Source organism: Vibrio sp. ABG19, from assembly GCF_029962385.1.
Taxonomy (GTDB): Bacteria; Pseudomonadota; Gammaproteobacteria; order Enterobacterales; family Vibrionaceae; genus Vibrio; species Vibrio ostreae.
Genome location: NZ_CP071707.1, coordinates 1,053,259 through 1,068,597 on the forward strand (window position 1 = coordinate 1,053,259; position 15,339 = coordinate 1,068,597).

Here is a 15,339-nt window from a genome sequence, read left to right on the forward strand (position 1 = left end):
ATGAATAATTTAAGCCAGTTATTGAAACCGAAATCCGTTGCCGTGATCGGTGCATCGGTTCGCCCGTTCCGGGCCGGCAATATCGTGATGAAGAACCTGCTTCAGGGCGGCTTTGATGGTGCGATTATGCCCGTTACGCCTTATTATCCTTCAGTGTGCGGCGTTCTGGCCTATAAAACGATTGAGGCTTTGCCGCTGGTTCCTGACATTGCGATTCTATGTACACACGCTTCACGCAACACCGCTATTTTTCAGCAACTGGCTGAAAAAGGTGTGTCCTGCGTCATTGTGCTCTCGTCAGATATGCATACGCTGGATGCGCAAGGTAACGAGATTCAGCAGCAGTGCCAGTCGATCGCCAAAAGAGCCGGAATGCGTATTCTCGGCCCAAACAGCCTGGGGCTCATTCTGCCATGGATAAATTTTAACGGTTCGTTCTCACCAGTTACCGCCCTGAAAGGTAATATTGCTTTCATTTCCCAGTCAGCCGCCGTGTGCACCACCATTCTAGATTGGGCGAACGATAAACAAATTGGCTTTTCAGCCTTTGTCTCCCTCGGCAACGCCAGTGATATTGAATTCTCAGACTTGCTCGATTGCCTCAGTACGGACAAACACACTGATGCTATTCTGCTCTACGTCGACACCATCCAGGACGCACGTCGGTTCATCTCGGCTGCTCGTGCAGCGTCGCGTAACCGCCGCATTCTGGTCCTCAAAGGTGGCCGCACTGCCGCTGGTCGTAAGGCGGCGCAAATGCACACCGGCGGTGATGATACGTTAGACATCATTTACGATTCGGCGATTCGGCGTTCCGGTATGCTGCGGGTCAACAACAGCCACGAATTATTCGCGGCGGTAGAGACCTTAACCCACTCGGTACCGCTGCGCGGTGAACGCCTGGCGATCATCACCAACGGTGGCGGGCCTGCGATTATGGCGATTGATACCCTGCTCGAACGCGGTGGCAAGCTGGCCGAACTGGAAGAGAACGTTTATGAGAAGCTTAACCAGTGCCTGCCACAAAGCTGGTCGCACAGTAATCCGATTGATATCGTCGGCGATGGTGACCACACGCGTTACGTGAATGCATTAAAAGCGGTGCTTGATGGCGACAACATTGACGCCATTTTGATCATGCACAGTCCTTCTGCGATTGCTCAGTCAGAGCAGACCGCACAAGCGATTGTGGATGTAATCAAATCACACCCGCGCTCTCGTCGGTTTAATATTCTGACCAACTGGTCCGGAGAACAAACCGCCCGTCCGGCGCGACAAATCTTTGCCCAGGCCGGGATCCCCACTTACCGGACTCCGGAAAGCGCGGTGGTCGCCTTCATGCACCTGGTCGAATACCGCAGAAACCAGAAGCAACTGATGGAAACGCCCACCACAGCAGAAGCCGTTCACGTCTCAGAAGTGAACAGTGCCAAACAGTGGATTGACGAGCATCTGCAAGACAGTGATCAGGTCGAGCTTGATACCCACCAAATTGGCAGCCTGCTCAAATGTTTTAATTTCAGCGTCTTGCCGACCTGGATTGCATCCGATGCCAGTGAAGCGGTTCATATTGCGGAAACCATAGGGTATCCGGTCGCGGTGAAATTACGTTCTCCGGATATTACGCACAAATCCGATGTTCAGGGGGTCATGCTCAACCTGCGTAACAGCACCGAAGTGGCCAATGCCGCCCAGGCGATTCTCGACCGCACCCAACTCACCTATCCTTCGGCTAATATCCACGGCCTGCTGGTTCAGGGCATGGCCAAATTAGCCGGTGGTGAAGAGCTGCGAATTAAAGTCAAACATGACAACACCTTCGGGCCGGTGATTCTGCTCGGCCAGGGCGGTTCGGAATGGAATGAGGCGATCGATGCGGCTGCCGCGCTGCCGCCGCTTAATATGACCCTGGCCCGCTATCTGATTGTGCGGGCCATTCGCGGAGGCAAGATACGGCTGCAGAAACTGCCCGTCCCGATTGATGTGGATGGTCTGTCGGAGTTTTTAGTCCGAATCTCGCAAATGGTGGTCGAATGCCCGCAAGTACACGAACTGGATATCCATCCAGTTTTGGTCAACGGCAGCCAATTTACTATTCTCGATGCGGATTTAACGCTCAAGCGCTTTAAGGGTGATGTCCAGGGCCGGTTGGCTATCCGACCTTACCCATCAGAGATGGCGGAAGAAGTAACGGCAAAAGATGGTGACGTTGTCACGATACGCCCTATTCTGCCTGAAGATGAACCAGACCATGCCGCGTTTATTAAAAAGGTCAGCAAGGAAGATCTCTACAAACGCTTCTTTTCTGATGTCGGCGAATTCAACCATGAAGCCTTGGCCAATCTGACTCAGATTGATTATGACCGGGAAATGGCCTTCGTTGCTGTGACTCATCAGGGCGACAAGCCAGAAATTATCGGCGTGTCACGCGCGCTGATTAACCCGGAAAATACCGATGCCGAGTTTGCGATCCTGATCCGCTCTGATCTTAAGGGGAAAGGCCTGGGTAAAATTCTGATGGGTAAAATCATCGATTACTGCCGCAGTAAAGGCACCCTACAGATGTCAGGCATGACAATGCCAACCAACCGTGGAATGTTAGGGCTGGCAAAAGGATTGGGATTTGCCGTGGACGTTCATTTTGAAGACGGGACCGCCGATATGGTCCTCAAGCTTGAAGCGGTGCAAGAAAATGAAGCCCGACAAGCCATTTAGCCTGCCGGGCTACGTCATCATTATGCCGCCAATACCTCAACGATGTTTCGGGTTAAACCAGAGACCAGTGCTTTTTGAGATACTGGATGCACCAGGATTTGGCTTCACCAATTTTGTTGCGGCGCCAGGCCATAATCAGTTCCATATGACTTTCCGGACTACCCTCAATAATCTTCAGCTTACCTTCGGCAATCAGCGGTTCTGCGACGTGTTTCGGAATAGTGCCGATCCCTAGGCCGCTTAACAACGCCTGACATTTGGCATTAAAGTTTGTTACGGTAAGACGGGGCTGCTTTTGCAGAATGTTAACGCTCATTGCCGGCTGGTCACGTGCAGTGTCAGCAATCGCGATAGCGCGGTACTTTTGCCGTGCTTCGGCATCAAACCCACCAGTGCGTTTATGCACATAGTGATGGGTTGCTGCCACCCACACCATCTCCATACTGCCCAGCGTTTCTGCTTTGACATCTTGTGGCAAAGTTTCGATACGTGGACAAATTAACAAATCAGCGCGATCGTCAGCCAAAGACTCCCAACAGCCGGCCAGAATCTCTTCCTGGAGACGAATCCGCGTTTTGCTGACATTTCCCAGAGCTTCGACCAGCGGAAAAAAGTTAGCAATAGGGATAATGCCGTCGAACGCTAAAGTAATATCAAGTTCCCAACCATTCGCCAGCAGAGTGGAGTCATTGACCAGTTTTTCGGTCGCGTTCAGAATGCCACGACCCCGTTCCAGGATCAGCTTACCCGCATCGGTAAAATTGGCTTTGTGTCCTGAACGATCAAAGATCATGATATCCAGATCCTGCTCGAGCTTTTGAATCTGGTAACTGAGTGAACTCGGCGCGCGATTGAGCTCATTTGCTGCCGCCGCAAAACTGCCCCGACGGTCAATGGCATCCAGAATATGGAGCGCCTCTAACGTAATTGGACTTTGCAAATTATTATCCTCTCATTACAGAATGGCATACCTAACGGTGATCTTCGTCACACTTAGTTAATAAAGTAAAAACTTTACAACTTGCCAGTTTAGTTTTATAACCACTTGATTAATATCAAAATAAACATACATTTATTCGCAGAGGATCACAAAAAATCGCAATAATACAAATGCAAATGATAGTAATTATTATTTAGATCCAATAAACTCTGCCGCCGACAACGTTAATGAACTATAACAAGGTAAAGCAGATGTATAATCGATCCTTATTGTCTATTGCTATATTGCTTGCGCTCTCTCCTACTGCTTATGCAGATGATAATGCCCCAACAGAAAAAATTGTGGTATCCGCGACGCGGACAAACACTCAAATTACCGATACCGCCGCGTCTGTCACGGTGATTGACGATAAAGAGATTGAAAAGAATCTGGTTTCGGATCTCGATAGCCTGTTCAAGTATACCCCGGGGGTAACTTTGGAGACGAACGCCAGACAAGGTGTTCAGAGTATCAATATTCGTGGTATTGAAGGCAACCGTATTAAGGTAATTGTGGACGGTGTGTCACAGGCCAACCAGTTCAACTCAGGCTCTTCTTTTGTAAACTCTTCGCGTGTTGAAGTGGATACCGATATGCTCAAATCGGTAGAGATTGTCAAAGGCGCGGCCTCCTCTTTACAAGGGTCTGATGCAATTGGTGGTATTGTCGCATTCGAAACCAAAGATCCGGCCGATATACTCAAAGGTCGCCATTTTGGTGGTTATGCCAAACTGCAATACGGCTCCGCGGACAAAACCTTCAGCGAGTCGATCGCTCTGGCTAATAAAACCGGCGATCTGGAGTCTCTGGTTGCCTACACTCGCCGTGATGGAGAGCAACAAGACAACTTTGGTAGCCCGGATGAAACCGACCACAGCGCAAATAACCTGTTGGTAAAACTGCAGTATCAACTCAATCCGGAGCATCGCCTGGAGTTCTCAGGCAACTTTATTCGTAACAAAGATGACCTGAAAGAGTTGGCATATAATGGTTACACTAATGCCAGCGGCCAGAACGAAACCGAACAGTACCAAATCGGCATTAAGCATATCTGGGATGCAGGTTTTCTGATTGCGGACCGCATCACCTGGCAAGCGGACTGGATGAGCAAAGAAGAAACCGGTATCACTGACCGTACCAGCTCTTCAACCGGTAATGTGCAGCACAAAGATTACCTGTATAAAGATGAAGGCATTCAGCTGGATGCCCAGTTTGATAAGTCTTTTGCCCTGGGTAGTTCCGATCACTACTTGGTCTACGGCGCCTCTTTCAGCGATAAAGATATCGAAAATACCAACAAAGAGTTTAACAGCGTCGGTTCTGACCAGGTGATTTTCTACATTCCAGAAGCGAGCGAAACCCGCTATGGACTGTTTGTTCAGGATGAAATTACCTTGGATGATTTTATCATCACTCCAGGCGTACGTTACGATTCATTTGAAACCAATCCGGGTGACGCCAGTGCGAACCCTAGCCTGAACGATGTCAGTGAATATACCAAGTACTCAGACTCGGCAGTAACCGCGCGTCTGGGCACCGTTTATAAAATGACTGAACAACATCGCTTGTTTGCCCAGGTCAGCCAGGGATTCCGCGCACCGGATTTCCAGGAATTGTACTACTCTTACGGTAACCCGGCCTTCGGCTATGTCAACAAGCCCAATCCGGATCTTAAATCAGAAAAGAGTCTCTCTTACGAGATGGGCTGGCGGTTCAATACCGATGCCAGCAGCACCGAAGTATCAGTATTCTACAGTGACTACGATGACTTCATCGACAATCAACTGGTTTCAGGTAGTTTTGCGACACGCGATGCGGTGTATCAGTCAATCAACATCGACGAAGCAACAATCAAAGGCGTCGAATTCTCTAACCAACTATCATGGGACAGCTTCTTACCCGTTCAGGGCTTCAGCACCCGTATCGTTGCCGCATACAGTGAAGGTGAAGATGATGAAGGTAACCCGCTTAACAGCGTGAGCCCTTGGAACGCGGTGGCCGGTATCAATTACGATTCCGCCAGTGACTGGGGAACCAGCCTGACACTGAACTACACCGCGAAGAAGAAACAGAGCGATATTAACGGCGATTACCAGCCGATTTCAGCCGCTACTGTGGTTGATATCACCGCTTACTACAAGCCGATTAAAGACCTCACCCTGCGCGCTGGTGTATTCAACCTGACGGATGAAGAATACTACCACTGGAACGATGTTCGTGCTCAGTCTGCTGAAGATAAAGATCTGACGCAACCAAAACGTAACTTCTCACTGACGGCGAAGTACGAGTTCTGATTGAGTACACGAAGACTTAAACTAAAAAAGCCAGCGAAAGCTGGCTTTTTACATTTTACTCGTTTTGAGAAACTTAACTTATTCAAAAATGGATAAAAAAGATTGCGAATAGGTTAATTATTTGTTCTCAGCCATCTCTTTTTTGACCATAACGACAGCAGCAACGATAAAAGTAATGATTAACGCGAGTTCCATTGAATCCCCCTGGCAGAATTTTTAAACAGCAATATATAAACTGCGCGTAGTTTACCATTTCACCGCCATAATGGTAGTTTATTAACCAGAAAATGACAGTTTTTATAGATAAAAATCAAATTCTTTTCGGAAGCGGTAAAAACATATATTTTCTTTGCTGTATTTGTGAATTTTTACTCACTTAACTCTAAAAAAGGCTACTTTATCATCACCTTACCACCAGCAATTTTCAGCGCGGGCGTACCTCGAATTAAAGTAGAGCGGGCAAATTCACTGCCACATTGCGGGCAGATACCTTCATGCAGAGTAAAATCCTGACTAATCCTCTCTTTAAAGCATTTCACCAAAGCACCTTTGCCACCCTTGTGATATTTAAGCAACTGGGTACGGCATTTACTGCAGAATATATCGACGGTTTTTTCGGGTAACTTCTTACGTGGTTTTGCCATTTCAGTCCAACTCCGGCTTGACCCAGACCTGACTGAAATCAAACCAGCCTAACGCATTGCATTTTGCGTTTTGTAACGAACCACATTGATCTTTCGACACACCGAGCCAACAGTGGAACATAGGAACAATTTGCTGCTGTTCCACCAACGCTTTACCGAGTTCTTTAGCCGGAAATACCGCCTTCGCCTCTGCTCGCCATTCATCAACCAGCTCGCACCAGCTGTTAAAGTCATCGGCCCGGCTCATGTATTCGATATCCGAGTAATTGAGCAGCCAGCCGGCTAGCGCGTCATCACGATGGTTCGCGATCCCCATGGCTTTTATCCAGATATCCACCTGTTCGACTTCCGCGACCGTTACTTCATATTTGATAAACTCTACATCAATACCATCTTCGTTAAGCAGTTGCCGAATCACTTGTGCCAAGGTGGGAAACATCGGGTGCTGGGCATGATAAGCTACGGTGACTTTGTGCGCTGACGGCGGCTGAATGCTGCTATTGCTCGGAGCCTGATGATACCAGCCCGGTTTCAGCCCGTACGCAGGCAGTACACCAAGCTCAACAACTTTCTCTTCAGGAAGACGCCGGAACAGGTTCAGTGTGCTGAGTTTATTCTGAAAATAAGTCGCCCATTGATCATTCGCAGCGATACCGTTTTTGCGGTTAAGCAACAGATAGGTACAACCGGGATCGAGTTCGACATCCTCGGTAAACGATCCACGAGCTGTTTTGATTGGATTCGACAGGCTCGGGAACACCAGTGAAGAATGCGCTTCATCAATGACCCAGACTTCAATTCTGTCCAGCAGTGGCCGGAATCCGAAATAGCCGTCATAAGCCTGTAATACCAAACGTTTCTCGTCATTGACGACGACTTTGTAAGGCCCGCTGCCAATCGGCATCAGGTCGAAATTATCCGGGCGTTCTGCTTCGGGTAACAAGATTTTGGCACACGCTTCAGCCATCAGCAGCGGCAGACGATGATCCGCTTTTTGCAGGTGCACGTCGACCACCCAGTCTCCCGGAGAATCAACCCGGTCAATATGAGCAAATAAGTTAACAAACCGCAGCGCCCACAGACTCTGCTTCACAACCTCGGTAGTCAGTAGTTCGCCGTTATGAAAACGAACCCCCGGACGCAAATAAAAACGCCATTGCAGAGGTGTGATCGCCTGCCAGGTATGAGCTAAATCCGGCTGCAGCTGTTCATCTTCATCCAGTCGGGTTAAGCCACTGAAAATTTGTCGGGCGATGTGTTGCTCCGAGCGGCGCATCGGTTTGGCGGGGTTAAGAATAGAAAGCGGACGGTAATACGGCAGACGTACAACCTGCAAACCTTCCTGATGCTGAACGCCAAGGTAGCTTTGAATCACCTGAGTCAGCTTAGCCGCATCCTGATCCAGTACAGAGAGAGCCTGACCAATTTTGCCTTCATCCAGATAACGGCGGGCCAGCGTTTCGCTGACATCAGAGCGACTACGCTTGAAAATCAAGCGCGATAACTTACCCCGTCCGGCCGCCGGATGCCATTCCAGCCAACCGGCCTCTTCCATCTTATTGAGCACTATCCGCGCGTTCCGACGGGTACAGAACAGAATCTCTGTGACGTCCTCTAACTGGGTTTCAGCATCAAGACCGTTGAAGTGTTCAAACAGGGTTTCAAACTGGATTCGTAACCGCGGGCTGCTCATAAAGGAGGAAATCTCTTAGATCGATATTGTTAAGATATTTTCCTTATTTTAGGCTCATATTACAAGTGGGCGTGTCACAGGATTTCACACCCTAGTTCAGCCGCAATCTGCTGCAACTGCTGTTCGTTATCCAGCTTGATTGACCACTTGGCTTCACTACCATTGACCGAGATAACATTCGCGCCTTTTCCGATCAGCTGTACAGCCTCGCTTTGTGCTTGCAACGTGACTCGATGTTCACCATTGAGGCGGACAACCAGTTCAAAGGGCGTCACAACGATTTTTCCGCTTTTAAAATCAATAACCATTCAGACACCGCTATTTAGTTTTTGTTTGTTGTTTTTCGCTTTCTGCACAGCCATCGTCAAACGACTGGTGCATACCAGGCGGCCGCGCGGATCCGTAATGGTAATCTGCCACACCTGAGTCGAGACGCCCAAATGCAGTGGCTCTGCTTTGCCAGTCACATGCCCTTCACGCATAGAACGGATATGGTTGGCATTAATATCCAGACCGACACAATACGAGTCATCATCCACACAAAAGTTTGCCGCAACCGAACCCAGAGTTTCCGCCAGTACCACGGATGCTCCGCCATGTAACATGCCTAACGGCTGGTGAGTAAAATGGCATACCGGCATTGTGGCCGAGATAAAGTTATCGCCGATTTCGCTGTAAACAATATTAAGGTGTTCAATCAATGTATTAGCCGATGTGCGATTGAGGATCTCAAGACTGATCGGCTTTTTCCAAATTTCCATGCAGTATTCCTGACGGTGATAAATCGCTGTCTGCGCTGCCCGGAGCAAGGCATGCGAGCGACATTAACGATAAAAAAATATGGTAACGAGCTGAATGATAATGAAAAACCGCCAAAATCATTCCATTTTTCTTGCGTCATGTTAGGATTTAAATCTATCACATTTTATTCGTGTTGTTTTGATCGGGAGACTCCAATGCGTTCATGGACCAAAGCCTGCTGTGCGCTGGCTGTTATCGGTTTAACAGCCTGCTCGGCATCACCAACCGGGCGTAACCAACTGCTACTTTTTTCCAGCCAGGATATGACCAGCCTGGGTGACCAGTCATTTAGCCAGATGAAGCAGGAAGTGCCAATTAATCAGGACGCAAAAACCAATGCGTATGTACAGTGTGTGGCTAACGCGATTACCCGCCAGATCCCTAAACAAAGTGGCTTTGATAACTGGGAAGTGGTGGTATTCAACAGTGATGAAGTTAACGCATTTGCCCTGCCGGGCGGTAAGATCGGCGTTTATTCCGGTCTGTTGAAAGTCGCAGTTAATGAAGATCAACTGGCGACCGTGCTGGGTCATGAAGTCTCCCACGTCCTCGCCAACCATAGTAATGAACGTCTGTCCCAAACCCAGTTAGCCAATGTCGGCATGCAAATTACCGATGTTGCGATCGGTTCTACCCAGTATGCTCAATATAAAGAAGCAACCATGGCCGCGCTCGGCCTGGGTGTGCAATATGGCGTAATACTGCCTTATGGCCGCTCGCAGGAGTCTGAAGCCGATATTGTAGGCCTGGAATTGATGGCCAAGGCTGGTTTTGATCCTAAGCAGAGTATTGAACTGTGGAAAAATATGGATAAAGCCTCAGGTGGCGGTCAACCGCCTGAACTGCTCTCTACCCACCCTTCACACAATACCCGAATTAAAGACCTGACGGCTAAAATCCAGTCGATGCCCGCTTTTTCGACCCCGCGTCCTAACTGTGGCAGTGCTTAATTACAGCGATTGTGGGTTATTTATCAGCAATTATCGGTAAATAACCCACTGATTTTAAGTGTAAGTCAGAATATCCCTTTCTTTCTTGTGTGTAACGTGGATAATACGCGCTTACTAAAATTTATAAGGTGGGACTTATGTCTACTGAAGCAACACTACTTGAGCGCTGCGAATCTAAATGTGAACTTTGTGCAGCCCAATCTTCACTGTCTCCGTTCGTGGTGGCGCCGCATACTCAAATCACTGTCGATCACGCGGTTATGCTGTGTGATACATGTAAAGGTCAGATTGAAGAGCCAGAGACAGTAGATGTAAACCACTGGCGTTGTCTGAATGACAGCATGTGGAGCCAGGTGCAGCCGGTTCAGGTACTGGCATGGCGTCAACTAAAGCGCTTGTCAGCAGAAAGCTGGGCTCAGGACCTGCTGGAAATGATGTACCTAGACGAAGAAACCCAGAAATGGGCAGAAATCGGCCTGGACGACGACGCTGAAAAACCGCGTGATGTGAACGGCGTTGAGCTGAAAAAAGGTGACGACGTAACGGTAATCAAAGACCTGCCGGTGAAAGGCTCTTCTATGGTGATCAAACAAGGCACTGTCGTTCGTGGCATTAGCCTGAGCGACGATCCTAAGCACGTTTCAGGCAAGGTCAACGGCCAGTCAATGTTCATCATTGCTGAGTACTGCCGTAAGAAATAAGTCCGAACAACGACCTCAATTAAAAGAAAAAAGGAGCCCTATTCAGGCTCCTTTTTTGTCCCCTACGACTTAGCGTCAGAAAGTGACACTGTCATATTTAGCCCTATTTGACGGCTCGTTTTGCCCCAAAACTGCCCCAAAACGCCCCACGTAAAAATCAAATTGCCCCAAAGAGACATAATCATAAATAGAAAGAGCAAGTTCACTGTTTTCCTAATATAGCGCGCCGCTAAAAGTAAGCACTAGTGACTACAAAAATGAGCACAATTCTTTGTGCTCATTTTTTCTATTAAACGGCGTTTAAATACTATTTAAACTGAAAGAGCTCTAACTTTGAGCCTTCTCGCCAAACTGTGTATGAAACATAAACGGCGTCAAGGCGCTCGGTGTACGCATTGAGCACAGATTTCAGTTCAGAAACCGACGTTTCTCGCACTGAGTTGTCTGCGAGGATCCACTGCCGAACAGTATCTTCGGACATTCCCAAGCGTTCAGCATACGCGATAGCAGAGGTCATATTATCCCGACCAGACGCATCAACTTGCCAAACGACATTAAACAACTCGATGTTGCTTTCAACCACGCTTTCTCGGGTCGATTTAGCGAGTTCCTGATGATAGTCCGCCACTATCTGACTCTCATCCGATATTGCTAAAATAGGCTCATCAAGTTGCCACGCATCGATCGCAGCATCATAAAGCGCTGGCGAAAATACCGGTTCAGACTCCTCATCGATGCGCTCCAGAAATGCGCTGTCATCGAGTACGGGGGTTCGTTCAAGCCAGGCCAGATACTCATCATGAAACGCCCATTTCTCCGCTTCACACGCTTTGCTGATGGTGTATTTCACAGATTCAGGATCACCACGCTCTTTTGCTAATGAGACAAAGGCCCAACTTTTAAGGTCATCACGCGGGTTCTCAACTAGGAATGACACATCAATGTATTCATCAACTAAACGTACGGTTTCTTGCTCTACACCATCCTCATCCTGGTATTTATATACCGATGAAATTTTATTTCCCGTAGGCAATGTCCTCAGTTCTTCGTGATAGAAATTACGAATGGGATCTGGTAGGTCGAACAGCGTTCCTTGAGTATTATCAAACATTACAAGTCGACTCCTTTAGTTTGAAAACCAGCGCGCGCACGATTATCAATAAATCCATAGGGAATGGCTAATTCAGAGCAGCCACATAACAATGTGTTATTGTTTAAATCAGTGTATGAACTTATCCCATCGACGATGGTCATTACATTGCTATCCCCCCAGTCATTCCCAACAAATCGCAATTCATTCCACTGGAACTGCAATGTTCGCACCCCATCTTTAGCAATAGGATATGTGAGAACTTTTCCGGCGATTGAGCTGTTATTGGGGGCACCTAAAGGCACTTTTGCGTGGCTTGGCCCTGGAACATTTCGTATGACTCCACTATTGCCAGAGGAATTACAAGACAACACGGAAAGATGATCATATTGAACGCCTGATGAATTAGAAGAGCAGACTTTATTAATCATTGATGCTAATAAATTTCGTCCATTCATGTCCTTAGAATCGCAAGAAACAAACACACCAAGATTACATGTCGGCCCCCCTAACATTGGCATCCTTGCACTACTTGGCCAAGTGATAGCCGCCCACACATCGTAGAACAAAAGACAGATTGAGCCCTCAGCTAACGTAGCCGAGTATTGATTCAATTCTTTGTCTGTAGAACTTAATGTAACCGGTCCTATGACCCAGGTTGTCCCATAATTATTAGACCTTGCATATGTGATCGCAGGTGCTGATGCAGGGCGTGATAATGGGAACGAAGAATAGTTACCATTCGGTGCAACATGGACGAACCCACCAAGCCACCCCTCCGATAATATAGGGCTGTTGATTATAGACTCGATACTCGCTACTACATCCATCATTTTAAATGTGCCGGAAACGGAAATGCCTGCGCTTTCAAGTGCCAGAATGTACAATTCGCTGGTTGAAGCCATTGCTGTAGCAAATCCCCATTGACTCGCGGAATTCTCAACATATTGGCACCAAACATTATCGCTAGCCACATTAAATACTATTGCCTTAACAACTTCATTCAAGCCGGAATGATATAGGTATATAACATCACCTACCTTCAAAAATGACGTGTAGCTGCGTCCTAGCGTATCGTTTCCATACACTTGTACCCTTGAGCTTGTCGTATACACCCCGAATGTATTTCCATTCCGACCAGACTCATTTCCGCGAGTTAAACGGGCCTGCTTTAGCTTTTCTAACCCACGGTAAGAGCTGTTTTTACATTTCTCCAGGACTTTAGCATCATCAATAACAGAAGATGGATATGCTGGCTTACGCCAATCAATGACACCCCCAACGCCACCACCAAATATAATATCGTGCAATTTTCCATCAGGCCGTATTGCGTTGTAGTTACTCGGTTCATTAACGGAACCAGTATCCACGTATCGCCCTGGAACAAATTCTTGGCCATAGGTATTCCCTGTTTTAAACAAATAGGCTGCCGTTCTATAGTGCGCCAATGCTATCATCTGTTGCTGTATATTTGTGGCTACTTTGGAACTTGGATTGATACTGTCTGGTACCGTGGCTGTCGCTGTACCGTGTGGGTTCTTGGTCGGGTGCCATACTCCCTGATTAAGACGAGGAACAGTAGATAATACGTAAAGGTAGCACTCTCCATTTACAGCGACCCCAAGATCCTGAGCACTTCGAGAAGTAAACATTCCGACTTCTGGCAGAGTATTGTAACCGTTGCTCTCATTATCATAATAAGCAGACGGTGATGGCGAATCGAGCTGACCTCTCGCCGTGACTAATCCTGAAGAAAAGGTAGAATAACGAACTCCCGTAACTGCGTTAGATTGGAGGTTTTGCCAGTCACCATTCCCGGCACCTCTAATCGTGCGTTGTGATACTGTCCATTGGACAATTTTACCATCGCTTAATCGATAAACTTTATGCTTCTTGTTCTGGAAAATTTGAGCTAATTGTTCCTCACTCAAGCTACCGTTGAGAATATTGAAACCTCTGCCTGCTGGAGCCCCTTGGCCTGGGTAGGCATCGAAATGACTACGTGGTCGAAAATCATTAACAACTGTAGAAATACCATCAACTTGCGTCAGGGCGCATTGCTGCATCCCGTATGGATAAAGAATCGGATCATCCGTATTTATTTCACGTAAATAAATCTCAAGAGTGACAAGGTCTACGGGATGAGTTACTACACTACGAGACACGGGCGTTAGAGTAATACTATTTATAACCATAGTTCCTCCCGTATTATTGTCGTCTCTTATGCGTAGCTGAATCTTATCTCCTGAGTTTTCAGGGACTTTAAAAATTTTAGTATGAACTCCTGCATCGGCTACCCTTAGATAATCATGTGCAGAAGCTCCCGCATACGCCATCTCAGCATAGAACGTGCAACCAGGTTGCAGTTCTTCTATATCAACTTCAAATACGAACTCTGTACCGTCTGGAATGTCCATCCATTGATGGATGTATGAGTCTCCTGATGATTGGTAATCTTCAATTAACAGTGCACCATCAATAACTTCGGCTCTCTTTAGTAGGGTATCCTGACTCCAACCGTCCAAGCCATATTGGAAGAATCCATTCTTTACCAAACCTTCATGAGCACGCAACACTGCTTCGTCTCTTGTCAAAGCAACGTTCCCGTAACGAGGGTCTAAATCTGTCTCGTAATTGATGTGCTCCCCTGTTGAGGCATCATATACTTCCGTTCCTTGCGGTGCGGGAGGTAGGCTAAATTGAAACTCCTGTTCAACATTCCTACCTACACCTTTTAATGCCATTGAAACGCGCGACAAATTAAACTCTGCATGAGGGGTTTTCGATGTTCCGCTAGGGTCAGATCCCAAAGGTCTACCAACTATTATTTTATTCGCAAACGCAGCTTGATTGCTTAGTACCCATAAACCTTCGTTTATGATCGATGCGCTGCTGTTATAAGCTCGCCCTGCGTGGATCATCCCACTACCAGCATATTCTCTCTGCATGGCCTCTCTGTCTGCGATCAAGTCAGATTCTGAGCGCAGGTTTTTAAATGCAGACATATCAGTAAAAATAGACTGAGCTTGTTGCTCAAACTCTGCGATTATTTCACGGCCATTAATTTCTAGTTCTTCGATATCAGAATCCATCTGTTTGGCACTGCGCACTTGGTGCTCAATGCCATTCTGGCCTTTAAATATCACGCTTCCTTGCTGGGTCCACCATGCTTCCATCGCAGCCAGATTACCCTGTGTCGTTTGAGTAAACTGGCGCATTGTGGCGGCAGCATTGTCGAAGTCGCCAAACGTTGGCATAACCGCCGCTGCACTGCCATTCTGTGCTGCATTCTCCCAATTGCTGGCGATACGCAAGCTGTCAGCGTATACGCCCGTGATTTCCACCGGGCTGAACCCAGCGATCACTAAAGCATCACCGACACGCACAGAGACCGTAGAAAGGTTGTTATTGACTGTGACAATATTGCTGCCGTTCGTCACCGTGACATTTAGTTGAATCCAACTCATTAAGT

General features: G+C 47.5%; 11 protein-coding genes. 4 read left to right on the forward strand and 7 right to left on the reverse strand.

Annotated elements, in window-relative coordinates; translation table 11 throughout:
- Positions 1 to 2,715 (forward strand): bifunctional acetate--CoA ligase family protein/GNAT family N-acetyltransferase, encoded by a 2,715-nt coding sequence (locus tag J0X00_RS04760; protein WP_282476472.1) that lies wholly within the window; start codon positions 1 to 3, stop codon positions 2,713 to 2,715.
- A gap of 52 nt (positions 2,716 to 2,767) precedes the next feature.
- Here J0X00_RS04760 and J0X00_RS04765 read toward each other — a convergent pair whose 3' ends face one another.
- A complete protein-coding gene (locus tag J0X00_RS04765) occupies positions 2,768 to 3,655 on the reverse strand; it encodes a LysR family transcriptional regulator (RefSeq protein WP_136485755.1) in 888 nt (295 codons plus the stop codon).
- Positions 3,656 to 3,906: 251 nt separating this feature from the next.
- On the opposite strand from J0X00_RS04765, the gene J0X00_RS04770 reads away from it, so the two are divergent.
- Positions 3,907 to 5,988 carry a TonB-dependent hemoglobin/transferrin/lactoferrin family receptor gene (locus J0X00_RS04770; protein ID WP_136485753.1) on the forward strand — a complete coding sequence of 694 codons (2,082 nt, stop codon included), beginning with the start codon at positions 3,907 to 3,909 and terminating at the stop codon, positions 5,986 to 5,988.
- A gap of 392 nt (positions 5,989 to 6,380) precedes the next feature.
- Here the strand turns inward: J0X00_RS04770 and J0X00_RS04775 are convergent, their stop codons facing one another.
- The 4 genes from J0X00_RS04775 to J0X00_RS04790 all read right to left on the reverse strand — a co-directional run bounded on the left by J0X00_RS04775 (position 6,381) and on the right by J0X00_RS04790 (position 9,086).
- A complete protein-coding gene (locus J0X00_RS04775; protein ID WP_136485750.1) occupies positions 6,381 to 6,632 on the reverse strand; it encodes a hypothetical protein in 252 nt (83 codons plus the stop codon).
- 1 nt (position 6,633) lies between these two features.
- Positions 6,634 to 8,325 carry an SgrR family transcriptional regulator gene (locus J0X00_RS04780; protein WP_218561936.1) on the reverse strand — a complete coding sequence of 564 codons (1,692 nt, stop codon included), beginning with the start codon at positions 8,323 to 8,325 and terminating at the stop codon, positions 6,634 to 6,636.
- Between the two features lie 74 nt (positions 8,326 to 8,399).
- Positions 8,400 to 8,633 (reverse strand): DUF3389 domain-containing protein, encoded by a 234-nt coding sequence (locus tag J0X00_RS04785; protein WP_136485746.1) that lies wholly within the window; start codon positions 8,631 to 8,633, stop codon positions 8,400 to 8,402.
- Positions 8,634 to 9,086: a hotdog fold thioesterase gene (locus J0X00_RS04790; RefSeq protein WP_136485744.1), complete on the reverse strand. Its 453-nt coding sequence runs from the start codon at positions 9,084 to 9,086 to the stop codon at positions 8,634 to 8,636.
- 195 nt (positions 9,087 to 9,281) lie between these two features.
- Between J0X00_RS04790 and J0X00_RS04795 the strand changes: the two genes are divergently transcribed.
- Both J0X00_RS04795 and J0X00_RS04800 read left to right on the forward strand, forming a co-directional pair.
- Positions 9,282 to 10,076, forward strand: coding sequence for a M48 family metallopeptidase (locus tag J0X00_RS04795; RefSeq protein ID WP_136485742.1), 795 nt, complete (start codon positions 9,282 to 9,284; stop codon positions 10,074 to 10,076).
- Between the two features lie 137 nt (positions 10,077 to 10,213).
- On the forward strand, positions 10,214 to 10,777 hold the full coding sequence (locus tag J0X00_RS04800) for a PhnA domain-containing protein (protein WP_168797023.1): 564 nt from the start codon (positions 10,214 to 10,216) through the stop codon (positions 10,775 to 10,777).
- A 307-nt stretch (positions 10,778 to 11,084) separates the two neighbouring features.
- On the opposite strand, the gene J0X00_RS04805 is transcribed toward J0X00_RS04800, so the two are convergent.
- Both J0X00_RS04805 and J0X00_RS04810 read right to left on the reverse strand, forming a co-directional pair.
- Positions 11,085 to 11,888 (reverse strand): DUF4376 domain-containing protein, encoded by an 804-nt coding sequence (locus J0X00_RS04805; protein ID WP_282476473.1) that lies wholly within the window; start codon positions 11,886 to 11,888, stop codon positions 11,085 to 11,087.
- Positions 11,888 to 15,334 (reverse strand): hypothetical protein, encoded by a 3,447-nt coding sequence (locus J0X00_RS04810; RefSeq protein ID WP_282476474.1) that lies wholly within the window; start codon positions 15,332 to 15,334, stop codon positions 11,888 to 11,890. The genes J0X00_RS04805 and J0X00_RS04810 overlap by 1 nt, the downstream gene beginning before the upstream one ends.
- Positions 15,335 to 15,339: the final 5 nt, after the last annotated feature.